This is a genomic window from Hymenobacter sp. 15J16-1T3B (assembly GCF_020711235.1).
Lineage (GTDB): Bacteria > Bacteroidota > Bacteroidia > Cytophagales > Hymenobacteraceae > Solirubrum.
Window position 1 is genome coordinate 303719 of sequence record NZ_JAJFAV010000007.1, and the last position, 25133, is coordinate 328851.

22 protein-coding genes are annotated in these 25133 nt (G+C 61.9%); 20 read left to right on the plus strand and 2 right to left on the minus strand.

Features of this window, described 5'->3' with window-relative positions; translation table 11 throughout:
* A complete protein-coding gene (locus tag LJ737_RS14335) occupies positions 1-2430 on the minus strand; it encodes an outer membrane beta-barrel family protein (protein ID WP_227766854.1) in 2430 nt (809 codons plus the stop codon).
* 555 nt (positions 2431-2985) lie between these two features.
* Between LJ737_RS14335 and LJ737_RS14340 the strand changes: the two genes are divergently transcribed.
* The 16 genes from LJ737_RS14340 (at position 2986) to LJ737_RS14415 (ending at position 20109) form a co-directional block, all read left to right on the plus strand.
* Positions 2986-4107, plus strand: a complete 1122-nt coding sequence (locus LJ737_RS14340) for a sensor histidine kinase (protein ID WP_227766855.1) — start codon at positions 2986-2988, stop codon at positions 4105-4107.
* Positions 4104-4859, plus strand: a complete 756-nt coding sequence (locus tag LJ737_RS14345) for a LytR/AlgR family response regulator transcription factor (protein WP_227766858.1) — start codon at positions 4104-4106, stop codon at positions 4857-4859. The genes LJ737_RS14340 and LJ737_RS14345 overlap by 4 nt, the downstream gene beginning before the upstream one ends.
* Before the next feature lie 483 nt (positions 4860-5342).
* On the plus strand, positions 5343-5780 hold the full coding sequence (locus tag LJ737_RS14350) for an organic hydroperoxide resistance protein (RefSeq protein WP_227766860.1): 438 nt from the start codon (positions 5343-5345) through the stop codon (positions 5778-5780).
* Between the two features lie 96 nt (positions 5781-5876).
* Positions 5877-6698 (plus strand): DUF1223 domain-containing protein, encoded by an 822-nt coding sequence (locus LJ737_RS14355; protein ID WP_227766861.1) that lies wholly within the window; start codon positions 5877-5879, stop codon positions 6696-6698.
* Positions 6699-6835: 137 nt separating this feature from the next.
* Positions 6836-7432 carry a TetR/AcrR family transcriptional regulator gene (locus LJ737_RS14360; RefSeq protein WP_227766863.1) on the plus strand — a complete coding sequence of 199 codons (597 nt, stop codon included), beginning with the start codon at positions 6836-6838 and terminating at the stop codon, positions 7430-7432.
* Between the two features lie 48 nt (positions 7433-7480).
* The gene (locus LJ737_RS14365) at positions 7481-9040 is read left to right on the plus strand and encodes a DHA2 family efflux MFS transporter permease subunit (protein WP_227766865.1); all 1560 of its coding nucleotides are present in this window, start codon (positions 7481-7483) and stop codon (positions 9038-9040) included.
* Positions 9041-9134: 94 nt separating this feature from the next.
* Positions 9135-9719, plus strand: a complete 585-nt coding sequence (locus tag LJ737_RS14370; RefSeq protein WP_227766867.1) for a Crp/Fnr family transcriptional regulator — start codon at positions 9135-9137, stop codon at positions 9717-9719.
* A 301-nt stretch (positions 9720-10020) separates the two neighbouring features.
* Positions 10021-10878: an oxidoreductase gene (locus tag LJ737_RS14375; RefSeq protein WP_227766869.1), complete on the plus strand. Its 858-nt coding sequence runs from the start codon at positions 10021-10023 to the stop codon at positions 10876-10878.
* Between the two features lie 405 nt (positions 10879-11283).
* Positions 11284-11820: a hypothetical protein gene (locus LJ737_RS14380; RefSeq protein ID WP_227766872.1), complete on the plus strand. Its 537-nt coding sequence runs from the start codon at positions 11284-11286 to the stop codon at positions 11818-11820.
* A gap of 803 nt (positions 11821-12623) precedes the next feature.
* Positions 12624-13154 carry a DUF6130 family protein gene (locus LJ737_RS14385; protein WP_227766874.1) on the plus strand — a complete coding sequence of 177 codons (531 nt, stop codon included), beginning with the start codon at positions 12624-12626 and terminating at the stop codon, positions 13152-13154.
* 380 nt (positions 13155-13534) lie between these two features.
* Entirely contained in the window at positions 13535-14788 is a 1254-nt protein-coding gene (locus LJ737_RS14390) for an epoxide hydrolase family protein (RefSeq protein WP_227766876.1), read from the plus strand.
* Between the two features lie 164 nt (positions 14789-14952).
* Positions 14953-16014 (plus strand): MBL fold metallo-hydrolase, encoded by a 1062-nt coding sequence (locus LJ737_RS14395; RefSeq protein WP_227766877.1) that lies wholly within the window; start codon positions 14953-14955, stop codon positions 16012-16014.
* Positions 16015-16193: 179 nt separating this feature from the next.
* On the plus strand, positions 16194-17279 hold the full coding sequence (locus LJ737_RS14400; protein ID WP_227766879.1) for a redoxin domain-containing protein: 1086 nt from the start codon (positions 16194-16196) through the stop codon (positions 17277-17279).
* 130 nt (positions 17280-17409) lie between these two features.
* Positions 17410-18063, plus strand: a complete 654-nt coding sequence (locus tag LJ737_RS14405; RefSeq protein ID WP_227766882.1) for a VOC family protein — start codon at positions 17410-17412, stop codon at positions 18061-18063.
* A 12-nt stretch (positions 18064-18075) separates the two neighbouring features.
* On the plus strand, positions 18076-18672 hold the full coding sequence (locus LJ737_RS14410) for a redoxin domain-containing protein (RefSeq protein WP_227766884.1): 597 nt from the start codon (positions 18076-18078) through the stop codon (positions 18670-18672).
* A gap of 42 nt (positions 18673-18714) precedes the next feature.
* Positions 18715-20109, plus strand: a complete 1395-nt coding sequence (locus LJ737_RS14415) for a mercuric reductase (protein ID WP_227766886.1) — start codon at positions 18715-18717, stop codon at positions 20107-20109.
* A gap of 153 nt (positions 20110-20262) precedes the next feature.
* Here the strand turns inward: LJ737_RS14415 and LJ737_RS14420 are convergent, their stop codons facing one another.
* Entirely contained in the window at positions 20263-22239 is a 1977-nt protein-coding gene (locus LJ737_RS14420) for a sigma-54 dependent transcriptional regulator (protein WP_227766888.1), read from the minus strand.
* A gap of 776 nt (positions 22240-23015) precedes the next feature.
* On the opposite strand from LJ737_RS14420, the gene LJ737_RS14425 reads away from it, so the two are divergent.
* From LJ737_RS14425 to LJ737_RS14440, 4 genes are all read left to right on the plus strand, one after another.
* Complete coding sequence (locus LJ737_RS14425; RefSeq protein WP_227766890.1) at positions 23016-23570, plus strand: YceI family protein; 555 nt, start codon at positions 23016-23018, stop codon at positions 23568-23570.
* Positions 23571-23581: 11 nt separating this feature from the next.
* Positions 23582-23800 (plus strand): tautomerase family protein, encoded by a 219-nt coding sequence (locus LJ737_RS14430; protein WP_227766892.1) that lies wholly within the window; start codon positions 23582-23584, stop codon positions 23798-23800.
* Between the two features lie 13 nt (positions 23801-23813).
* Positions 23814-24548: an SDR family NAD(P)-dependent oxidoreductase gene (locus LJ737_RS14435; RefSeq protein ID WP_227766893.1), complete on the plus strand. Its 735-nt coding sequence runs from the start codon at positions 23814-23816 to the stop codon at positions 24546-24548.
* Between the two features lie 69 nt (positions 24549-24617).
* Positions 24618-24998 (plus strand): nuclear transport factor 2 family protein, encoded by a 381-nt coding sequence (locus LJ737_RS14440; protein WP_227766895.1) that lies wholly within the window; start codon positions 24618-24620, stop codon positions 24996-24998.
* Positions 24999-25133 lie beyond the last annotated feature (135 nt).

Genomic DNA, 25133 nt, shown 5'->3' on the forward strand with positions numbered 1-25133 from the left:
TTACTCGCTGGCGCGGTTCAGCTCCTCCAAGCTAGTGTTACGGGGTTTGGCGTTGAACGTAGCGCCCCGGCGGAAGGAGTAGCGCACTTGCAGGCCTACGCTCTGCGTGCCGCGGTACACGTCGAAGGCGGTGCGGTTGGCTTCGGCCTGGAAGGCGCCGCGCAGGTGGCGCGAGCGGAACATATCTGCTACGTTCAGGCTCACGTCCAGCTTATCGTCGAGAAAGCTGCGCTTCAGCCCGGCGTCCACCCACCACAGCCGCTGCACCTGGTAGATGCCGTAGGCCTGAGGGCCGAGGTACACGCCGCTGACTTCCAGCCTGAGCCCGGCCGGCAGCTCCACGCGGTGGGTGCTCTGCAGAAAGTAGTGCAGGCGGGTGTTGCGCACGGACTGGCCCTGCAGCTCGGTGCGGAAGTTTTGGTAGGACACGCTGAGCACGTTGCTGACCTGCCAGCGGGCCGCCAGGCGCAGGGGCGCTACCAGGGTGCCGCTCAGTTGGTCGAAGCGGCGCACGTTGCGCTGCTGCAACACCGTCAGGGTGTCCACGAGGCGCTGGGTGGGCACTTCGGCCATGTAGTCGGCCGTGCGGGCGTAGCCCAGCGTCAGGTTATAGGTGGATTTCAGCGTCTGGCTCAGCTGCCAGGCGTTCGTGTACTGGGGCCGCAGTTGCGGGTTGCCCTGCGCCACGGTGTACGGGTCGACGAAAAACACGAAGGGGTTCAGGTGCTCGTACTGCGGGCGCGTAATGCGGCGGCTGTACTGGTAGCCGATTTGGTAATCTTTGCTGACCCGCTGCTGCACGAACACGCTGGGAAACAGGTTCAGGTAGCGCCGGCTGGTGATTTGGTGCAGCGTCGGCGACGTGCCCCGGCTGCGGGTCTGCTCGGCGCGCAGGCCGGCCTGCAGCTGCCACCGCTCGCCCAGGCTGGTGGCCAAGTTGGCGTAGCCGGCGTAAATGGCTTCTTGGTACAAAAAGCGGTTGCTGCGCGTCACATCCAGCCGGGCCGCTTCCAGTCCAGTTTCCTGGTAGAAAGCCAGGTCGTTGTCGGAGCGTACTTGGCTGTGCTTGGCGCCCAGCTCTAGCTTCGTCTTGGCCCCCAGAGGGCGCGTGTAGTCGGTTTTGACGGCGAAGATGCCGTAGCGCACGGGGTTGTGGCTGCTGAAACGCTGCACCGGCTCCGCTGCTCCCGCCGGGAGGTCTACGTACCGGTTTTGGTAGTCGCTGTGGGTTAGGTCGCGCAGGGTGGCGTAGTCGACCTCGGCCGCCAGGGTGGTGCCCAGCGTATCGAGCTGGCCCAGGTAGTGCAGGTCAACGGTGCCGCTGCGCAGGCGGTTGGCTTGGCGGTTGCGGGCCAGCACGCGCTGCGGGCCGGCCGTGATGCCGGTGCCCAGCCGGGTTTCCGAGGCGAAGTCAGTGGCTTCGTCGGCCAGCACCAGGTGCGCGGTAGCACCGACGCTGTGCCGCGCCGTGAAGTCGTAGTCGGTACCTAGGCGCAGGGTCGGGGCTGTCCGGAAGCCCGTCTGCTCACCCTGCTGCTCCAAGGCCAGGTCGGCGCTAGCCGAGCCGAAGGTGCGCTGCATGCGAGTAGACTGCCGGGTCGGCCGCCGGGCCAGGTCCAGGCTGCCGAACGAGCTCCACGGCCCCTGCTTGAGGTTCACGGTGCTGCCGGCACTGTACCCGGCCGCGCCGTTGTAGTGGGTCCCGGCGTAGGTGCTGCCGCTGAGCCCCAGCGCGGCGTTTTTCTTCAGGGTGAGGTTGATGACGCCCGCCGCCCCTTCCGCGTCGAAGCGGGCCGAGGGGTTGCTCATCAATTCCAGCGTGCGCAGCTGGGCGGCGGGCAGGTTCTGCAGCAAGGTTTGCAGCTCCCGGCGCGAGAGGTACACCCGCTTGCCGTCGAGCAGGATTTGCACGCCGCTTTTGCCGTTGAGCTGGATGTTGCCGTCCTGGTCCACGAACACCCCGGGCGCCTTGCTTAGCACGTCGAAGGCCGTGTTGCCGGCCGTTAGCGCCGAGCCGTCCACGTTCACCACGAGCCGATCAGGGTGCTGCTCCAGCAACGGTTTCTGGGCCCGGACGGTGACGCCCTGCAACAGCTGCGGGCTGGTCTGGAGCGTGATATTGCCCAGCGTCCGAACCACTTGGGCTTGGTCGGCCGTCAGCACCGGGGATGTCCAGGCGCGGTAGCCTAAGGCGTTGATCTTGATCCGGTACGTGCCCGGAGCCGGGACCGGCAGGCGAAACACCCCGTTCATATCGGTGGCCATGCCCGTCACGAAAGCGGAGTCGGTGGCTTGTTCCACCGATACGTTGGCAAACGGCAAGGCCGCGTGCTGCGGGTCGAGCACCGTGCCCGTCAGCGTAATAGGTTGTTGGGCCAGGGCGGTGCGGCAGCAGAGCAGCAGCGGCAACAGGCAAAAACGCAGATTCATGATTCAGGAGCTTGAGCGATGGTCCGGCCCCGGCCTACTTGGCCGGTGTGGAACAAAAGTCCTGAGCGGCCTTGGCGGCCGAAATCGGATTCCTATGAAGCGGGACGTGGCACCCGTGAAATGGGATATAGTCGCAGTGAGTTGCCTAGCTGCGCAAGCCCGTCGACAGGGGACGAGCGGGCAGCCGCCCGGGGCAGGTACCAGCAGTTGCAGCAGCACTTTACCGCTCCCAACCTAGCCACACCGCGGCGCCTGCTGCCCCGGGCTGCCGAAACCTCGCCGACCAAAGAGGGCCACCAAGCTGCGCCGCGTGGAAGCAGCCGACGCGGCGCATTTCTTTCCCGAAGGCGAAATCACCTTTCCGGTCTAGCTGGAGCTCCAGGATATGGTTGCAGGTAGAGACACGGGCGCAGCCGATTTCCATGGCAGTTGTCCAAACAACGGTGTTCAGCGCTACAAACGCCGTGCTCATCACCTTTTTCTGGGGCTATAACTGATGAAGGAATACCTTCATGTCAGGTAGTCTAGCACCCATACCAGCTAGGCTACACGATCATGAGGCGGATTAACTCAAGTCCCATCCGGCAACTTACCAATCAGCAGTGCTGGCGGGTGGCCCTGAGCCTGCTGGTGATTTATTACCCTATCCTGCTCTACCTGGGCTTTCCCAATTGGGACCATACCCTGCCGGGCTTTGTGCGGGTGCTGCCCTTTACGGCTGAGTCCTGCGCCATCATGCTGCCACTGTTCTACCTGTGGCTGCGCGTGGCCGAGCGCGTGCAACACTATTTGTTCCGCCGGTTTGGGGAGGATTCGGTGCTGGAAATGGCCTGGCCGGCGCAGCTCATCACCTTTCTGGTCTCGGTGGTGCTGGCCGTGCTGCTGGCCGTGATTCACCTGCAGCTGCTCCGCAGCGTCAACAACGGCCTGATGGCGCTGGGCTTTCCCAGTCAGATGTACCCGGATGGCAACCCGGAAGCGCGCAACGTGCTGCGCCGGGCCATCAACGGCTTCTTCGTTATGCTGATGCTGGCCGTTTTCTACTTGCTGGCCAACCGCCGCGCCTCCGGGCAGGTGCAGGAGTACCACCAGCAAACCGAGCAACTGAAAAACGAGCAGGTGCAAGCCCAACTGGCAGCCTTGAAAAGCCAGGTCAATCCGCACTTCCTCTTCAATAGCCTCAACATCCTGACCTCCTTGGTCGACACCGACCCGAAGCTCTCCATTCGCTTCATCGGGCAGCTGGCCCGGGTGTACCGCTACACCCTGGAGCAGCAGGAGCAGCAACTGGTGCCGCTGCAAACCGAGCTGGACTTCATTCAGTCGTATATCTTCCTGCTGCACATTCGCTTTCGCGACAAGCTACAGGTGCTGGTGCAGGTGCCCGAAGCTGTGGCCGCGCAGCGCCGGATTGCGCCGCTTACCTTGCAGTTGCTGCTGGAAAACGTGGTGAAGCACAACCAGATGTCGGCCGAGCTGCCGCTGCGGGTGCTGCTGGTGGCCACCGACGACGAGCTGCTGGTGCGCAACAACGTGCAGGCCCGCCCCAGCCCGGCGGCCGCGTCGACCCACGTGGGGCTGTCCAACATCCGCAACCGCTACCACTACCTCACCGACCGCCCCGTGGTGGTGGAAGAAACCAGCCAGGATTTCACCGTGCGCATCCCCCTGCTATGAACGTTCTCATCGTCGAAGACGAGGCCTTGTCGGCCGAACGCCTCGCCGCCCAGCTGCGCGCCTACGACCCGCGCATCACCGTGCTGGCCCAGTTGCCGTCGGTAGCCAAAGCCGTGGCCTGGCTGCAGGCCCACCCGGCCCCTGATTTGCTTTTTCTCGACATTCACCTCGAAGATGATCTGAGCTTTCGCATCCTGGAGCAAGTGCCGCTGCGCGCGCCGGTGGTCTTCACCACCGCTTACGACCAGTACCTGCTCGATGCCTTTCGGGTCAACGGCATTGCGTACCTGCTCAAGCCCATCGACGACGAGGAGTTGGCCGCGGCCCTGAGCAAGTACCAGCAGCTACAGCAGCACTTCGCCGCCCCCGACCTGGGCACGTTGCGGCGCCTGCTGACGCCGGCCGCTCCGGCCTACAAGGAGCGGTTTATGATCAGCGCCGGGGCCAAACTGCGCAGCGTGGAAGTGGCCGACGTGGCGTACTTCTTCTCCGAAGACAAAGTCACTTTTCTTGTCACCCACAAAGGCCAGCTGCTACCCGTCGACTTCACCCTGGACAAGCTCGGGGAAATGCTGAACCCGCACGATTTCTTTCGCGTCAACCGCCAGTACCTGGTGCGCATGCAGGCCCTGGACAACGTGCACGTGTACTCCGCCGGCAAGTACCGGCTGGAACTGCGCCCGCCGGCCCGCCACGAGGTATTCGTCAGCCAAGTGCGCCTCTCCGAATTCAAGCAGTGGATGGGTAAATAAGCCTCATCAGGCTGCTCAACGCCCCTACCCCACTCTTTCCAAGCCCCCGACGTGCTCTGCTGCAGCGTGCGTCGGGGGCTTATTGCTGCTCATCTGATTCAAGGCAAGGGCCGGCTAGTACGGCACGAATACCGCGTGCCTACCCTGCGTACCCGCAGACAAGGGAGGCTGCCAAGCGCGAGGCAGGTGGTGCTTTTCTGCGCCCTGGCGTCATGCTTCCCCTGAAGCTGCCGCGCTCCGCGGAAAGCAGGTGACACCGGGCGGCGCATCACCTCAGTAGTTCATCAGCCAAGTCCCAGGATTCATCCGTCAAAGGCCGTGCTCATCCGCTTTCTTTTTCGGCCCCCGAGGCGCTTGCGGACCTTTGAATCAGTTCTGCACCGCCGCTCTGAATTCATCGACCTTAAGCACTAGTACCCCACGGTACCCGGGGCGGCGACGCAGACCTGTCATTCAACCCATTCACTTTTTCCGTTTGGCTCCATGTCACAATCTGTGTTGACCTCGCCCACGTTCAAAAAAGCCGTGTACACGGCCAAAACCCACACCGTAGGTGGCCGCACCGGCACGGCCCGCAGCTCCGACGGCCGCCTCGATGTGCAGCTCTCCACGCCCGGCACTACCGGCCAAGGCACCAACCCTGAGCAGCTGTTTGCCGCCGGCTGGTCGGCCTGCTTCGAGGGAGCCCTCGGCAAAGCCGCGGCCAACCGCGACGTAAAGCTGCCCGGCGTTCCGAGCATCGATGCTGAAATCGACCTGTGCCTGGAAGACGGCGCCTACTCCCTGCAAGCCCGCCTGAACGTGAGCCTGCCGGGCCTGGATTCGGAGCTGGCACGGACCCTAATCGAGGACGCGCACCAGATCTGCCCGTACTCCAAAGCCATCCGCGGCAACGTGCCCGTCGCCCTCAACCTGGTCTAACCCCGCGGCCTCAACCCGCCCGGTCGGCCGTTGGTCCGACCGGACGGGTTGAGGCGCCGCTGGTCCCGGACCGTCGCTCCTTTACTGATGTCCGTCATGAATAATCTGTTTCTGGCCCTGCCGGTGATTCCCGCCGCCTCGGCCGCCCTGTTGTGCACCCAAGTCGCCTACGCGCCACCGGTTTCGCGTCCGGCAGCCACGTGGGCGGTACCCACGGCCGGTACCCCGCGCGTCCCCGTGGTCGTGGAGCTGTTTACTTCCGAAGGTTGCTCGTCCTGTCCGGCCGCCGATGAAGCTCTGCGCGAGTTGGGCGCAGCCCAGGCCGTAGCGGGCGTCGAAATCATTGCCCTCGGGCAGCACGTCGACTACTGGAACCGCCTGGGCTGGCGCGACCCGTTTTCCTCGCCGCAATTCACGGCCCGGCAGCGCTGGTACGCCGAGCATTTTGCCGAAGGCAACTATACGCCGCAGGCCGTAGTGAACGGCCGCTACCAATTGGTGGGCAGCCAGCGCCGTTCGCTGTTAAGCGCTATTACCCAAGCCGCCCAAGCCCCGCGCGCCACGGTAACGCTGGCTCGGGCCGCTGGCAGCGCCTTACGCGTGCAGGTAAGCCACTTACCCTCCGGCACCACCAGCACCCGCGTCGCGCTGGCCCTCACCGAAGCGGGCCTATCGAGCCACGTGGGCCGGGGCGAAAACGCCGGGCGCTTGTTGCAGCATGCTCCGCTGGTGCGCACTTGGCGTACCCTGGGCATGGTGGGCGCAGACGGTACGTTTGCCACTACCGCGCCGCTGGACCTAGAAGAAAACTGGCAAGTCAATAACCTGCGGGTCGTCGTGCTGGTGCAGGAAATAGATTCCCGTCGCGTTGTCGGCGCGGCCAGCCTGGCGCTGGCATCCGGTCAAGCCACTCGCTAAGGAACCTGCGGACGTCAAAAATCCCTGGCACGGCTGCTGCCATTGCCCAGGTTAAAGCCTACAATCTGCAGCGCGTTTAAACATATGGACTACCATATGTGTATTTATACCAATCGGTATATTTCAAACTCAGAACCGTGACCAAAGCCGAGCGCACCCGCCAGTTCATCATCGAGCAAACGGCCCCCATTTTCAACAAACAAGGCTATGCTGGCACCACGCTCAGCGACTTGACCACCTCCACCGGGCTAACCAAAGGTGCCATTTACGGCAATTTTGAAAACAAGGAGGAAGTAGCCCTGGCGGCCTTTGATTACAACTTGCAGCTTGTCCAGCAAGGCCTGCAGCCCGGGCTCGATAGCTCGGTGTCTGTGCTCGAGCGGCTGCGGGCCCTGCCCCGTTTCTACCGCCAGACCTATCCGAAGCTGCAGTGTATGGGTGGCTGCCCCGTACTCAATGCCGCGGTAGAAGTGGACGACGCCCCACCGGCCGCTTTGCAGCAGAGGGTACAGCAGAGCGTGCGCCGTTGGCAAGAATCCATTGTCGGCTTGATTCAGGAAGGTCAGCAGATTGGCGAAATCCCCGCTGCAGTAGACGCGCCGCGCTACGCCACCCTATTCATTGCTCTGGTCGAGGGCAGCATGACGGTGGCCCGCGCCACGGCCAACCCGACAACCTTGCTCAACAGCCTGGCCCACATTGAGCATTTAATCGACACAGACCTGACGGTCTGACTTTTTTTGCTCAAAAATATACCGAACAGTATAATAACAATCCGCATCATGTCTTCTCTCCGGCTTTTCTTGCTTTGCGCGACGGTTATTTGCGCGGCCGTGATGGAGCTCATCGACACGAGCATCGTCAACGTGGCTCTCTCGCATTTGAGTGGCAACCTGGGCGCCACGCTGGCCGACACCTCTTGGGTGATTACGGCCTACGCCATTGCCAACATCATCGTGATTCCCATCACTAGCTATTTGGCCACGCGGTTGGGTCGGCGGCGCTATTTCATTGGCTCGGTGGTGCTGTTCACGTTGGCTTCGGCGTTCTGCGGCACGGCCACCAATATCTGGGTCCTGGTGGCCTTCCGCTTCGTGCAGGGTCTGGGCGGGGGTGCGTTGCTGTCCACGTCACAGGCCATCGTGTTTGAGGCCTTTCCGCCGGCCAAGCGGGGCATTGCCGCGGCGTTGTTCGGCATCGGGGTGTTTACCGGGCCCACCATCGGCCCAACGCTGGGCGGCTATATTCTCGACGTGACCAGCTGGCACTGGATCTTCCTCGTCAACGTACCCATCGGCATTATCGTCGCCATTGCGTCGTTTTTGCTCGTGCCGGAGCCAGCCGCGGCCGCCACCCCGGCGCGCACGCAGATGGACTGGCTAGGCCTCGGGCTGCTGGTATTAGGCGTGGGCTCGTTGCAAGTGGTGCTCGAGCGCGGGCAGGAAGAAGACTGGTTCGAGACGCCTTACATTCTGCAGCTGAGCGTAGCCGCGGCGCTGGGCCTGGTCGGCTTCGTTTGGTGGGAGCTGCGTACGGCACAGCCCATCGTCAATTTGCGGGTGCTGAAAAGCCGCTCGCTTGCGGTAGCCGCCGTGCTGACCTTTGTTACGGGCCTGGGCCTGTTTACCTCGGTGTACCTGACGCCGGTGTTTGCCCAGCGCCTGCTGCACTTTCCGGTGCTCGACACGGGCCTGCTGCTGGTGCCGGGCGCGGTAGCGGCCATCATCGTGCTGTTGCTCACGGCCCGGGCCCTGCAACGCGGGGTGCCGGTGCCGCTCATCGTGGGGCTGGGCTTCTTGCTGTTCGTGACTTTCAGCTGGCGCATGTCGCTGCTGACCGGCGCGGCGGGCACCCACGATTTTTACCTGCCGCTGATTTTGCGCGGCGTGGGCATTGCTCTGCTCACCGTGCCGCTGACGGCCCTGGCCGTGTCGGGCCTGCCGGTGCAGGACATTGCCCAGGGAGCGGCCCTAAATAACATGATGCGCCAGCTCGGCGGCTCTTTCGGCATTGCCCTCGTCAATACCTACTTGGCGACTCAGTTTGCCGTGCACCGCCAAGCGCTGGTAACCCACCTGACGGCCGGCGACCTGGCCGTGGCCGAGCGACTCAACGGTACCACTCAGCTAGTAGCGGCCCGGCTGGGCGAGGCGCCGGTCAACGCCGTGCAGCGGGCCTACCAGCTGCTCGACGGCCGCGTGAACTTGCAGGCCGGTATTCAGAGCTACAACGACGCGTTTTTGCTGGTGGGTGGGTGTTTTTTGGCGGCCATGCCCCTGCTGCTGCTCGTGCTGCGCACGCCCCGTCCGGCGCCCAGCTCCGTTCCTCTCTCCGACCACTAACCCAACAGGGGCCAGTATAATATAGGTGGTACCAGATGTTTTAACTTACGGCAGCAGCGGTCAGCGCATTGGAGGCTGCCAACCATCGGACGCCATGGACGCCAAGCATCTTCTCCGCCAGCATATTGCCAAGACCGTCGCTCTTACCGACGAGCAGTTCGAGCACGTCTACGCGCATTTCGAGCCGCTATCCTACAAGAAGGGACAAGCCCTGATTGCCGAGGGCGACGTGGTCACCAGCGAGTTTTTTGTGGTGCAGGGTTGCCTGAAAACCTTTCACTTGACCAACGAGCTGAAAATGTTCATCCTGCAGTTCGCCATGCCCACTTGGTGGGCTTCCGATTACCAGGCCCTGTACTCCGGGCAGCGCGCCACTGTGGGTGTGGACTGCGTAACCGACGTGGAGCTGCTGCGCCTGAGCGCCGAAAACCGCGAAAAGCTTTGCCACGAGCTGCACGACGTGGAGCGGTTTTTCCGCTGGCGCACCAACTGGGGCTACGTGGCGGCTCACAAGCGCCTGCTTTCCTTCATGAGCACTGACGTGCGGCAGCGCTACGAGGAATTGCTCAAGCAGTACCCGCTGCTCTACCAATTCGTCCCCAAAAACCTGATTGCGGCCTACCTCGGCGTTTCGCGCGAGACGCTCAGTCGCCTCTACCAGAGCCGCCACGAGGCTTGAAAAGCGGCCCGCGACGTCACAACTCCGCTGCCTAGCGAATGTGACCCAGGTCACGCAGAGTAACCGTGCGCGGGAATGACCTTTGGGCTGTCCGGTTGGACGAGGCCGATTTAATGACGCAGGGTGCGTGGCCGGCAGGATGCTGTTCCTAAAGCCCGAAACCAGCCCACCCGAACGCCGGCGTAGTGCGGCGCCTCCCAGACTTACTACTACCGTTTCCCCGAAGCCCGACAGCTTCGACCGGACCCTCATTTTCCTTTTTGGGTCGCTTGGCCCTCCTTTTTTCTTTCCCCATTTTCCCATGAAAACGCAAAAAGTTTGGTTTGTTACCGGTGCCTCGCGGGGCCTGGGCCTGGAAATCGTGAAGGCCGCGCTGGCGGCGGGCGACTATGTGGTAGCCACCGTGCGCAAGCAGGCCGAGCAGCTCACAACCTCGCTGGAGCACCACTCCAACCTACTGGTGACCCTGCTGGACGTGACCAACCCCGCGCAGGTAACGGAAGCCGTGCAGGCTGCTCTGGCCCGCTTCGGCCAAATCGACGTGCTGGTGAACAACGCTGGCTACGGCTTCCTCGGCGCTTTTGAAGAAGCCAGCGAGGCGGAGATGCACCGGCAGTTTGACACCAACGTGTTCGGGCTGATCCGCGTCACCCAAGCCGTGCTGCCGCACATGCGCCAGCGCCGCAGCGGCCACATCATCAACGTTTCTTCCTTGTTTGGCTACCAAGCCAGCGTGCCGGGCTTCGGCCTGTACGGGGCCAGCAAGTTTGCGGTGGAAGGCATTACAGAGGGCCTGGCCCTGGAAGTAAGCGCCCTTGGTATTCGGGTGACGGCGCTGGCGCCGGGCCTGTTCAGCACCGACTTTCTGGCCGCCGACTCCTACGTCCAAAGCGCCACCGTGCTCGAAGCCTACGCCGCGACAGTGGGCGGCACCCGCGCCGCCGCCGGCCACATCCACGGCAACCAGCCCGGCGACCCGGCCAAGCTGGCCGCGGTAGTGCGCCAGCTGGTCGACAGCCCGGAACCGCCGGTGCACCTGCCCGTGGGCAAGGACGCTGTGGCTTCGCTGCGAGGCAAAATAGCCACTCTGCAAGCCGAGGTGGCAGCCTGGGAAAGCGTGGCGGTCAGCACGGACCGGGCGGCCCAGCCAGCCGTTTGATTGGGCCTGCCCATAGATTACTTCGGCCGGTGGTTGCGCACAGGCGCAGTCACCGGCCGGAGCTTTGATGGCCCGCAATACCTGTTTCGGCTCTACCGCCTAAAGTCGAACTGCGGCCTCTTGTTGCGGCGTGAACTGCGGCGTTTGGCTTATCTGCCCGAAACGGCGGTTCATCGGCCGAATAAGAGGTTCATCCTCATGCTTTTTCGGCTCCGGTGCTGTTAATCCACCTTTGCCCGTGCCATGAAACGTCGGCACTGGGCGGGTTGGCTAGCCACCTGCTCTGCGCCTAGCCTTTCCTCGCTTTCGCCCACTCCAGGCTCATTGATCAGGCCATTGCGCGCCCTGGCTTTCATTTCGGTTTTGAATTCATAATCATGCTCTTCTCCGCCGCTCAACCTCTACATGAAACCGCATACACCCATTGTTGACGCGAGCTTTCAGGCCGTTATCAATGCTCCTATTGACTCAGTAGACCTGCCGGCCTGGCTATTCTCCCAGTCGGAAGCCGACTACATGCGTTGCTCGCCGGCTCATATAGCCGTCGGCCAGACCACTGGGGCCAATGGCCAGCGGGTGGTCGTCAACGTGGAGTTAATCGGGCACAGCGCCGTGGTGCAGCGCTACCAGGAGAAGCTGTCGGAACCGCACCATTTGGTGCTTACCTCTTTTTCCGACGTCTTCGGCGCCACGGGCAGGCAGCGGGTGCACGTGCGCTGGGAACTCAGCGTCAACGCCGTTGGAGCGGGACAATGCGAACTGACCAGCCAAGTCGTCGTCCACGCAACGGACGCCATGATTCACAACCTAGCGCAACAGGGTATTGATTTCGAGCAGTTCCGGCAGCAACGCCAGCAGGCCTATGTGGCGCACCACCAAGCCAAAACGCCGCAGTTGGCGGCCAGCCTGGAGCGGGCTGCTCTCCACGCCGCCCTGTCCTAAGGGCGTGCGGCCCATGAAAACGCCCACTCGCCCCTTCGCGGGTCTTCTGCGGCTGGTGCTTACCAGTACCCCAGCCATGCCGGCTGCCCATGGCTTGCCCCCAACCGCAAAAACGGCCACGATAGGTATTGACACCGAGCCACTCCGGAGGTATTCACCGTCGGCCGCGTCTCGGGGCTATCTGGTATGTGCAGTACCCCTCCAAAAAAATGGAGACCCATCGGTCAAACCTCCAATCAGTTGGATTATTACCAGACCGCAAGCATGCTTTTTCCTAAATGAATCAGATTACCTACAGCTAATTTGAGCCCCTGCTTCCCGTTTTGAAGCTTCTATACGCTGTTGAACGGTTGTGGCACCGTTATTTCACAACGTCCGGCAAAACCCTCCGGCTGCTACGTCCCAACGGGAGCAGCAACGCACTTTTCCCATATGAGCTGCACGGACTGGGCAAATTGCCGAGTCCAGCAGCGGCATACCCTGACTGGCGAAGTTTCAAGACCTGGGTCTTCCGCTTTTCGACGGGTGAGTTCGGTCCTCAATGGTGGCTCTTTTGACCTTCGCTTGAGCTTTCTTCTCCAGCTGGTTTCCTCTCCCGGAACCGAAGGCTGGCCGTGCCTGACGCAGCTTGGTCTGGTCCTGCTAAGTCGGCCGGGGCGGTGCTGCGCCGCTTGAAACCAGCCCGAGTTCCGCGTGGCCTCCCTCTGTCAGGTCACGGCTTTGGCACCGCTTCCAAGCGGACCAGCAGACATTCCGCAGACCCAAAGGCACCATGCCCGATCAGGCATTCCCCTCCAAAGCCTATGAAAACGCTGGTCCAAATGCTCGTTACGTTGCCGCTTATCGCCGGGGTGGTCACTGCCTGCGATACCACCGCGACGCGCAGCGAGGCCTCATCTACTCCTGCCTCTGCAGCAATGAACTCGGAGAAAAGCGCCAAGGAGATTCGCGGCGCGTCGCCCTACGTCGGCATTGAGAACGAGCCGGCGCCCAAGCTCATCGGGGACCCGCCGCTTCCCGATTTGCTGGATCAAGGCGTCGTGTGGATTCAGTGGCGGGTGGAGAACGTGCACATCGCGCCGGTATTTGGGAAAGACGCCCTTAAAGTCTCCCCGCGGCTCGGTCACCTGCACCTGCAAGTAGACGACCTGCCTTGGTGGTGGGCCGACCCCAGCAACGTCAACACGATAGACATGGCGGGCTTGCCTCCCGGCCCGCACAAAGTCAAGATTTCCCTGGTCAACGCCAATCACGAGCACTTTCCGGGGCAATCGAAAATCGTCGCTTTTACCATTCCGGAAGGCGCAACGGGGGGCCATGGGCACGCCGAATAACGGGCGGCCCGCAGGCCTGCCCTTCCCCACTCGTTACTGCTGACGGGCCACCTTTTGTCATTCCGTTTGCTCGGCCGGCTGCGCGAATAAGGGAGGCGAGAGCGTAGCGCGTCATGCCAATCCTTGCCTGCAGCGGCCATAGGCCATGAAAATCAATTGTTCCGATTATGAAATTCACCACCATCACCCCTGCCTTACCACTAGCCGTCCTGGGGATGCTTTTGCTTCTGGAAGCTCCTGCTGCCTTTGGCCAAAGCCGAAAAGTTGCCAATGCCCCTGCTTCCCCATCGGGCGGAACCACCTCCAGAACACGCCGCTACGCTGCTGCTCACCCTGCACAACCCAAACCTGTCGCCTCACACCAAGCCCCTAACCCAACCATGGAACATTCAGTAGTCGAGCCGGCAATTGCCAGCGGAACGGTTCCGGCCACGGCCGGAGACAAATCCATTCGCCCATTCAAGGTCCAGATACCCGAAGCCGAGGTGCAGGACCTGCGCCGGCGGCTGCAGAACACGCGCTGGCCAGACAAGGAAACCGTGGCCGACGCCTCGCAAGGCGCGCAGCTAGCCAATCTTCAGGAGCTGGTCCGTTACTGGGGCAGCGGCTACGACTGGCGCAAGGGCGAGGCCAAGCTCAACGCCTTCCCGCAGTTTATTACCAGCATTGATGGGGTCGACATGCACTTCATCCACGTGCGTTCCAAGCATCCGAACGCCATGCCGCTGCTCATCGTCCACGGCTGGCCCGGCTCGGTGTTCGAGCAGATCAAGCTCATCGAGCCGCTGACGGACCCGACCAAGCACGGGGGCAAGGCAGAGGAGGCCTTCGACGTAGTGATTCCCTCCCTGCCGGGCTTCGGCTTTTCTGCACGGCCCACGGAACCAGGCTGGAGCGTGGAACGCATCGGCCTGGCCTACGACGTGCTCATGAAGCGTCTGGGCTACAACCGCTACGCCGCACAGGGCGGCGACTGGGGCGCGGGGGTGGTAGAGGCCATGGGCCGGCAAGCACCGGCCGGGCTGTTGGCCATCCACACCAACCTGCCCGCAGCCGTCACGCCCGAAGTAGGCGCGGCCTTGGGCGGCAATGCAACGGCCTTGGCCACTTTCTCCGAGAAGGAACGCGCCGCAATCAAGGATTTGGGCATGTACCTGCAGACTGGTGGCTTGTCTTACGCCGTGATGATGGGCGCCCGCCCGCAGGCCATTGGGTACAGCCTATCCGATTCCCCCGCGGGCCTGGCCGGGTGGATGCTCATCCACAGCGGGTTCACCAAATGGACGTTCGGCCAGGACCCCAAGCAGACGCCTACCCGGGACGAAGTGCTGGACAACTTTTCGTTGTACTGGCTGACCAACACGGCCGCCTCAGCGGCGCGGATTTACTGGGAGCATCGCGGCAAAAGCTTGATCAGTGCGAACGATCAGAAAAGCAGCGAGATTAAGGTTCCGGTAGCCATTACGGTGTTTCCCGACGAGATTGTGCGCACCCAGGAAGCCTGGGCCCGCCGTGCTTTCCCGACCCTCAACTACTTCCACGAAGTGGACAAAGGCGGCCACTTCGCCATGTGGGAGTACCCGGAGCTATTCGCGACCGAGTTGCGGGCGGCCTTCAAGCCCCAGCGCAAATAGTGCCTGAGCGGCCGCGCCGCTCTTGCCCGATCATCTGGTGCTGCCAGCAGGCCTTGCTATGACTCCGCGGAGCTTTGCGTGCTCCCCGCTTCACAAGTGCGCTGGAGTATTCCGATTTGACAACCGACCCGGTGTGCAAAGTGTCAGCTCTTCTCCTTCATTCGATGAAACGGAACGTAAACGCGCTTGCCAAGGGCCTGCTGGGGAGTGGCCTGGTACTCCTTTCCCTCATTGCGGGCGCGCAACCAACCAAGCCGGGCGCCCCCGGGGAGCCTTATCCGAACAGTCCGGAAATTGCTCCCATCGGGGTGCGGATTGGGAAATACATGGAGGTAAGCGAGTCGGCCAAGGGCCCGGCCATTGATCCGGCGAAAGGGTACCGACTGGAGAAGCTCGGCCCGGGCCTGTACCTCGTTACGGACAACGCTTACCAATCCATGTTCCTGGAATACGAAACGGGGGTAGTCGTAATCGACGCGCCTCCGCCTTACGCCCAGCATATTCTGAAAGCCATTGGCGAGGTCACCCAAAAACCGATAACGCATGTGGTGTATACGCACGATCATATTGACCACATCGGCGGCACCAAGAGCCTGAGCCTCGCTACATCCGCCACCATCATTGCCCACGAAGAGACCAAGCGTTTGCTGGCCCGCGCCAACGACCCAAACCGGCCCGTGCCGACGGTGACGTTCAAGGACAAGTACACCTTGAAGGCGGGCAGCCAGACCCTGGAGCTTTCGTACCACGGCATTGCGCACGAGCCCGGGAATATATTTGTCTACGCCCCGGCCCAAAAAACCCTGATGGTCGTCGACGTTATTTTCCCGGGCTGGATGCCCTGGCGGCGCTTTGCCCTGGCCAAGGATATTCCCGGGTACTTCGCGCAAGTCGCGGAAATCAACGGCATGAAGTGGGACAAGCTGGTATCCGGCCACGTCGAGCGTATCGGGACCCACGCGGATGTAGCCACGCAGCTGGAGTTTATGAATGACCTGAAGGCGGCCGCACGCCAGGCCTTGCAATCCACTAAGCCCGGGGAAGGACTCACCCCCGACGACAAAGCCAATCCTTGGGCGGTGTTTGACAACTACATCGACAGGGTCGTCATCCAGTGCATGAACACGCTGGCGCCCAAATGGTCCAAAAGGCTGGCCGGTTATGACGTCTTCATCTGGGACCAATGCTACGCCATGGAGCAAAGCCTGCGCATCGACGGGGAATAGCCAAGCATGTGCCTGCGCTCGACCGTCAGCACCAAGCCAGCCAGCTGAATACGGCGGGCAATCAGTCGGGGCACGCGTAGCCAGCTTGCCGGAATGGAGCTTCATAAGAGGCTGCTGGCTGGCCCGCACTCAGCATGGCCCGGCGGCGCCGCGCGTTGACAATGCAAACAACGAAGGGCATGAACCTCCACTATGATCGAAGACCCTTTCTGAGCGGGGCGGCGCCGAAGGTAGCAGCGGCTAAGCTCCGCTTCCCCGACCTGCTGGCGCTGTTTTCCGCTCCTGCCCCGGCCACGCCGGCCGCGGATGGAGCACTCACGGCGCTGGACAACGCCTCTGAATGGCTCAATTCGCCCCCGCTGACTGCAGCCGGTTTGCGCGGAAAAGTCGTCCTGATTGACTTCTGGACCTACACCTGCATCAACTGGCTGCGCACCCTGCCTTACCTGCGGGCTTGGCACCGGCAATACCAGGCGCAAGGATTGGTCCTGGTGGGCGTGCACGCGCCGGAATTTTCCTTTGAGCACGACTTAGGTAATGTGCAGCGGGCCATTCAGGAGTTGGGCGTCGATTTCCCCGTGGCCATAGATAATGACTTTGGCATCTGGCGAGCCTTCGATAATCAGTATTGGCCCGCAGTGTATTTGCTGGATGGCCAAGGTCGGATTCGCCACCAGCAATTCGGGGAGGGCAATTACCACAGCCTGGGCCCGAAAATCCAGGAGCTTCTCCAGGAGACGGGGCGCAACAGTAGCGTCGAGCAGCCCCTGCCCGTGGTTGCCCGAGGCATAGAAGCCGCCGCCGATTGGGGCAACTTGCAGTCCTGGGAAACCTACGTGGGGCACAGCCACGCCAAGCGCTTTGCCTCCCCGGAAGGCAAACACCTGGGGGAGCCGTATCCCTACACCGCCCCCGCTCAGCTGGCGCCCAACCACTGGGCGCTGTCGGGTACGTGGACGATGGAACCAGGAGCGGCGCAGCTCAATGCGCCCCACGGAGGCATTTCGTTCCGCTTCCACGCGCGGGATTTGCACCTCGTGATGGGCACGGCCGTGCCCGACACGCCGGCGCGGTTCCGGGTGAGCCTTGACGGGCAGCCGCCCGGCTCCGGTCATGGCCTCGACGTGGATGACCAGGGAAACGGCACCGTGACTTACCCCAGGCTGTACCAGCTAATTCGACAACCCGAAACAGGCTCGGACCACCAATTCGGGGTGGAGTTTTTAGATGCCGGGGTGAAGGTTTTCGCCTTCACCTTCGGCTAACCTGCTCGTCCTTTCAGCAGCGCCTGCAGCCGTGGAGCGTCCTCCATCAGGCAGTTGAAGAGCTTGTTAAAACCTTAACCGAAGAGATGTTATGGACACAGCAAAAAGCGCAGCCGCAGAAGCGGTTGACATGAAGCTCGAAGTCGTGGTAATCGGCGTGGCCGACGTCGACCGGGCGAAGGCGTTCTACACCAAGCTAGGCTGGCGGCTTGACGCCGACTTTGTGAAGGGCGAGGACTTCCGCGTCGTGCAGGTGACGCCCTACCACTCGGGAGCTTCCGTAATTTTTGGCAAGAACGTTACCGCCACCAAGCCCGGTGCGGTAGACAGCTTAGTACTCGCCGTGGCCGACATCGACGCCGCCCGTGCGGAGTTGGTCGCCCGGGGCGTGGCCGTGAGCGAGGTCTTTCACTACGCCGGCGGCCCCTTCAACAACGCCATCAACCCGCCGCGCGTGAGCGGCCGCGACCCGCAGGGGCACCCCTACTACACCTTTGCCTCCTTCCAAGACCCGGACGGCAACGGCTGGCTGCTTCAGGAGGTCAAGACGCGGCTGCCCGGCCGGGAATGGGCGCCGGTCCTGCAAACCGCTGACGTAGCCACCCTGACCGCGCTGCTCCGCGAGACGGCGGAGCAACACGACGTGCATGGCAAGGCGCACGGTGAGCATCAGTGGTGGGACTGGTACGCGCCCTACCTGAGCGCGCGGGAGCAAGGAAGCAGCCCGGAAGCCGCCGCCGCCGCCGCGAATCACCACATGGAAGAAGTACTCCTGAAAGTGTAACGCAACGGTACCATGCGAGCGGACCTGATACCCGGGGCGAGGTTCCCCGATTACAAGCTGACTGACCACACGGCCACCCGGCGCACGCTCTCCGAATTGCAAGGAACCGACCCGCTGGTGCTCGTGCTCAGCCGCGGCGGCTACTGCCCCAAGGACCGCCGCCAACACGAAGGGCTGGTGCAGCTGCACCGCGAGTTGGAGGTGGGCTATTGTCGCATGGTCACCATCAGCACCGACACCATTGTCGAGACGAACGAGTTCCGCACCGGCATGGGCGCTCACTGGCCCTTCCTCTCCGACGCCAGACGCCTGGTGCAGCAGGATCTTGACATTGCTGAGTACACCGATCCGGCGCACAACCCCATGATTCCGCACGTGATTGTGCTGGAGCCCGGGCTGATCATCTACAAGATTTACAACGGCTACTGGTTTTTCGGCCGCCCCACGGTGGAAGAGTTGCGCCAAGACCTGCGGACCGTAACCAAGAAATGCCGGCCGGATTGGGACATTACCACGCCCGCCCTCAAAGCCGCCTGGGAGCAAAACCGCAAGGAGCTGTTTCATCCCTACGGCGAGTCGTACGTCCACGCGCTTAGCGAGCAATCCTAGGCGTCGGAAGCAAGTAGGTGCTGCCGCCTTATTATTACGCCCATGGAAGCACTGGAGCAGTACGACGCCGCTATCATCGGTGTAGGCCAGGCCGGGCAGCCGCTGGCCCTGGCCCTGGCCAAGCACGGCTGGAAAACCGCCATCGTTGAAAAGGCCTACCTGGGTGGCACCTGCATCAATTACGGCTGTACCCCCACCAAAACCCTGATTGCGTCGGCCGAGGCAGCCTATTCCGCCCGGCGCGCCAGCGTGTACGGCATTGGCCTCGACCACGTGCGGGTGCACTGGCAGGAGGTAAAGGCCCGCAAACGTGCCATCGTCGAAACCTTTCGGCAGAGCATTGCCAACCGCTTTGCCCAGGCCGAAAACCTGACGCTGCTGCGGGGCGAGGCGTCGTTTACTTCCCCCCGTTCTTTGAGCGTACGAGCCGCCGACGGGCTAACCCGTTCCATCACGGCCGACCGAATATTCATCAACACCGGGGTGCGCCCGCAAACGCCGCCCCTGCCCGGCCTGGATTCGGTGCCGTGGCTTACGTCGACCACCGTGATGGAGCTGGACGAGCTGCCGCCGCACCTGCTTATTCTGGGCGGCGGGTACGTGGCCTTAGAATTCGGGCAGCTGTTTCGCCGCTTGGGCAGCGAGGTGACCATCGTGGAGCGCGGCTCGCAACTCCTGCGCCGCGAAGACCCGGAAATTGCCGGGGAACTGCGCAACATTCTAGCGGCGGAAGGCATTGTTTTTCACTTGGATACCCACGTGGAGCAAGTGAGCCGCGATTCGGCCGGCCACATCACGCTGCACCTGAAAACCGCCGACACGACCCAGCAGGTGACGGGAACCCACCTGCTGGTCGCTGTAGGCGTAGCGCCGGATACGGCGGTCCTGAACTTGTCGGCGGCCAACGTGCAGACGGATGAGCACGGCTACATCCGGGTCGATGAACGGTTGGCGACGACCCAGCCGGGCATCTACGCCCTGGGCGACGTGAAGGGCGGCCCGCAGTTCACCCACATTTCCTACGACGATTACCGCATCGTGCTGGCGCAGCTGCTGGGCACTGCGGAGGCTACCACGACGGGCCGCATGATTCCCTACACCGCCTTCACCGACCCGCAACTCGCCCACGTGGGCTTGCATGAAAAGGAAGCCACGGACCTGGGGTATTCGGTAAAAATTGCCTCCATTCCCATGACCTACGTGGCCCGGGCCCTGGAAACGGACCAGGACAAGGGCTTGATGAAAGCGGTTATCGACCGCAGCACCAACCAGATCCTGGGCGCCACCGTGCTGGCCACGCAAGGCGGCGAAATAATGGCCATGCTTCAGATTGCCATGATGGGCAAACTGCCTTACACCGCCCTGCGGGACGGCACATTCGCTCACCCCACCCTGGCGGAATCCCTCAACACTCTTTTCAGTAGCCTGAAAGAATAGCCCCAACCCGGGCTTGGTTGATAGGCGGAATTTCCTCCCCCCTTTTATGCCCGTCGTCTAGCTCTCCGACTAAAGTCCCCGCTATTTCGGCGTGGCGGGCGCAAATTGGAGCCCGCCCACCACCCCAGGCTTCCAGCCAAGCCACCGGCCAGTTTATGGCTGTCTGCTAATTCCCAATCGGGCAATCTTCGCTTCCAACGTGGTCGGCTTGATGTTGAGCAGTTCGGCCGCTCCTTTTTGGCCGCGAATACGGTAGTTGGCTTGCTGCAGCGCGGCCATTACGTTTTCCCGCTCGGCTTGCTTGTGCGGCTTGACAATGGTCACCACGGCGGAAAGCCCGTTTGGCGCGGGCTCCGCTGCCAACGGTTCCACCAACGACACGACCGGGCCTGGGGCCATGATGGCCGCCCGTTCCAGCAGGTGCTCCAGCTCCCGGATGTTGCCCGGCCAGTGATAGGTTTGCATTTGCTGCAGCGACGCATCGGAAATGCCCGCCAGCTTCTTGCCGAGCTTCTTGGCTATTCTGTGCAGGAAAAAGGTGATAAGCGCCGGCAGGTCTTCTTTCCGCTCGCGCAGCGGGGGCAAGTGAATGGGAAAGACGTTCAGGCGGTAGTACAAGTCGGCCCGGAACCGGCCTTCGCTTACTTCCTGCTGCAGGTTGCGGTTGGTGGCCGCGATGATGCGCACGTCGCAGGGAATGGTACCGCTGCCGCCGATGCGCTCAATTTCTTTTTCCTGCAGCACGCGTAGCAACTTGGTTTGCAGCTCCAGCGGCATTTCCCCGATTTCGTCGAGGAAGATGGTGCCGTTGTGGGCCAGCTCGAACTTGCCGATGCGTTTTTCCGTGGCGCCGGTGAAGCTGCCCTTTTCGTGGCCGAACAACTCCGATTCGATCAGCTGGGGCGGCAAGGCGGCGCAATTCACTTTGATCAGGGCTTTGGTGCGCCGCTTGGAGCGGTTATGCACGGCCCGGGCAATAAGTTCTTTGCCGGTGCCCGTTTCCCCAAGGATCAACACGGTGTAATCGGTTGGGGAAACTTGGTTCAGGGCTTCAAACACCTTGGTCAGCAGCGGACTTTCGCCGATGATTTCTTCGAAGTTGGCACTGGTCTTTACCTCTTCCAGCAGATAGCTGTTTTCCTGACGCAATTGCTCGCTCAACTGCTCGATGCGGTCAAACGCCATCAGGCGGTCAACGGTAATGGTCAGGGACGGCTGCAGCTGCTGCGCCAGGCGCAAATGCTGCAGTTGGAACCCGTTGGCCTGCCGGCTGAAAAACGAGATGTTAAAGTCCCCGTTATGCGCCGTCTGCAAGGGCAGCATCATATTGGATTTCAACCGAAAGGTTTTGGCTATCAACCGTTTTAGCGGATTGGTCCGGCACAGCTCTTTAAACTCGTTCCCGTTGTAAAAGGCCAAATGGTTGGCCGGAGCCTGGGCGCGGATAAGTTGATATTGCTGCAGCGTGATGTTGTTCATTCGGAAAAAATCGTCGGCCCAGATGGTCTGGTATTCATCCAGCCCCACCCGGAAAAAGCTGCACGAGCGAAAGGCATTCAACGCCTGCTCTTTCTCAAGCCCCATGATGATGTAGTCGAAGGGGATGAACGACTGGAACTCACGCGCTATATCCAACAAGCGCTTCGACCACCCCTCGCCCGACGAAAAAGCATTGATCAAGCGGATTTGCAGCGCCTGCTCGTTGCGGATGCGCTCCTCCTCCCCGTGGAGGTGGCGGTACTGCGCAATTTTGAGGGCGACCAGCACGTCTATTTCGCGCACCGGCTTGGTCAGACAGTCATAGGCATGACTAAACTTGTTGGCATCCCGCTCGCTAGAGTCGGCTGTAGCTGCTAGGTACACCACAGGGATGTGCGCCTCGGTGAGTTGTCGCCCCAACTCGTTGCCCTTGCGGGGGCCATTCAGATCCAAATCGAGTAGTACCACGTCGGGGCGCTCCTGAAGTAAGAGCTCTAACGCAGATACTTCCGCGGGATGGAGTTGGGTGACGACATAGCCCCCCGCCTTTTCCAGGATTTGCTGCAAATCCTGCGCTGTGGCAACATCTCGCTCGATAATCAGCACCCGTTGTTGCGCAGTAGGTTGTAAGGACCAGTTGCTGGTGAACATGTTGGGGAAGGTTGCAATGGTGTTGGTGTGGCTCGGGAGTGTCAGCAGCCGTTGGTTGTGCCAACGTCATTTGGGTAAGCTTTCCAGGGCACAATGGCTGGTGGCGTGCATTCGGAGCGCATGCAAGCAGATAAAATCAGGAGAATGTACCAGCTCGAAACCCAATCATCGAGGTGCCCTTTCCATTCTGCCATTCGGCGGCAGATACATTCAAATCCGCATCATGTAGGCCAACGGATTGGCAGTTGGGCAAAGCTCCTAGATAAATGTAATTTATTTTACAATAAATACACCTATTTCAAGCCACACTTATTTAGAGAAGCTCATCTACCCTTGCAGCTAGAAAGCAAAGGTTTCGTTGGCACAAAGCATCGGCGGTACCGGGCCTCCATTTTATTGGAGGGAATAAGTTGAGGCTACATCTTCTTGGAGCCACTGTAGCACGCTTTTGCTGCCCGCCAAGGTTGTTGAAACGCATTAGCAGCCGCTGGCCCTCTATTCTGGTGCATGGAGGCCTTCTGGCACAGCTGTTGTCGCCAAACATCTGGGCTAGCTACTCTGTCGCCCGGCGCTTTTGCGTGTCTGAGTGCCCAAAGCCTGCTCGGTGCTTCACCCGCCTCAGGTAACGACTCGGTCATCATACCGCTGACCAGGTCCTGTCGTGAAAAGTGATGTAAGTCACATCCTTAATGACTTGACTGCGAATGTGATGTACATCACACTATCCGACAAGGCAAGCCCCTGAACTTTGAGTTGTTCATTCAAAAGAAGCACAAATGAAAACTCAACATTTCGTCGTCAACAGCGCCCAGAGTCACATCAATTGGACGGGCCGCAAAGTAACCGGGGCTCACAACGGCACCATCGACATCAAGGCCGGCTCATTGGTCTTTCACGACGACCAACTGGCCGCGGGACGCTTCGTCATCGATACCCGCTCCATCGTCATCCTGGACGTGACCGACCCGGCCACCAACGCCCAGTTTGCCGGCCACCTGGCGTCGGATGATTTCTTCAGCTCGGAGCAATACCCGGAGGCCTACTTCGAGATTCGCAGCGTGCAGTCCGGCCCCAACGAAGCCTCCCACATCGAGGGGGACTTGACCATCAAAGGCATTACCCACCCCGTTGGCTTTGAGGCCCAGGTGGTGCGCGTCGGCAGCAAAGTCGCGGCCGTCGGCAACATCACGGTGGACCGGACCAAATACGGGATGAAGTTCCGCTCGGGCAACTTCTTCCAGAACCTGGGCGACACCTTGATCTACAACAACTTCGAGCTGGCCGTCAGCCTCACCGCCGAAGCGGTGGCCGTACCCGCCGTGCACGCCTAAACCCTACGACCATGCCGTACGTGAAAATCGAAACGACCCGCGAGGGCGTGACGCGGGAGCAAAAGCAAGCCCTGATTAAGGGCGTCACGGAGCTGCTGGAATCGGTGCTCAATAAGGACCCGCACCTGATCCACGTGGTCATTCAGGAAGTGGAGCTGGACGATTGGGGCTACGCCGGCGAGCAAACCTCCGCGTTGCGGGCCCGCGGCATCACGGCCGAAAAACACTAACGCGAGGTCGGCCATGAACACCCTAACCGCCATTGTCACCGGCGCTTCGTCGGGCATTGGCAAAGCCATAGCTGCTTACTTCCTCGACCGCGGCGCCAACGTGGTCATCAACTCCGCCACAGCCACCAAGCTGGAAGAGGCCGCCCGCGAGCTGGGCGGCGGCCCGCGCCTGGCCACCGTCGCGGGCGACGTGAGCGACAAGGCCACCGGCGAACGGCTGGTGCAGACGGCGCTGGAGCGCTTCGGCTCGGTCGATGTGCTGATCAACAACGCCGGCATCTACGAGAACAAGCCGTTTCTGGAAGTCGACGAAGCCTACCTGGACCGCTTCCTGCGCACCAACCTCAAGGGCACGTTCTTCACTACCCAGGCCGTGCTGCCGCAGATGATCCGGCAGCGCGACGGCGCCGTGATTAACATCGGCTCGCCGCTGGTGGGCCACGCGCTGGGCGGCAGCCCCTCCACGGCGCCCATGGCCAGCAAGGGCGCCATCCACGCGCTGACCCTGCAGCTGGCCGCCGAGTTTGGCCCGGCCAACATCCGCGTCAACACCATTGCCTGCGGCATCATCCGCACGCCCATGCACGGCGACCAAGCCGACGCCGCGGCCGGCCTGCACCTGCTCGGCCGCATCGGCGAAGTGGACGAAGTAGCCCAGATGGCCTACACGCTGGCCACCAACCGCTTCGTGACCGGCGCCATCATCAACGTCGACGGCGGCATGGGCGCGGGGCACCACCTGAGCTAGGCCCGCCTGATTTCCCTACGCTTGGGCGCCCGGCCCCAGTCGGGCACCCAAGCCCAATCAGCCCAACCCATGCAGACGCCGACCGAGGCCCGCGCGGCCATTGCGCAAGCGCTGAACGACTACTACTTCCCCGGCCTCCGCACCGGCGACGTGGCCCTGCTCGCGCAGGTATTCCACCCCAGCACCCAACTGTTCGGCGACATCAACGGCCGGCCCTACGCCAAGATCCTGGCCGAGTACCTCGACGGCGTGGCCCAGCGCGTGAGCCCGGCCGCGTCGGGCCAGCCCTTCGCGACGGAAATCCAGCACATCGAGGTCATCAACTCCATTGCGGTGGCCCAGGTGCGCGTGCACATGTACGCCTTCCACTACTACGACCTGCTCTCCTTTCACCTGGTCGACGGCCGCTGGCTGATTACCCACAAGCTGCTGACCCACCGCGACGAGTAGGGCCCGGCGGCTTTACCGGCTCATTTGCCGGCGTGCGGGCGGGTAACTGCCCGCGCGCGCTTTCCCGCAGCTTCACCCTTTTCCTTCTTACCACGCCATGAGTGCCACTATCACCGCTGCCGCCGTGCAGATTAG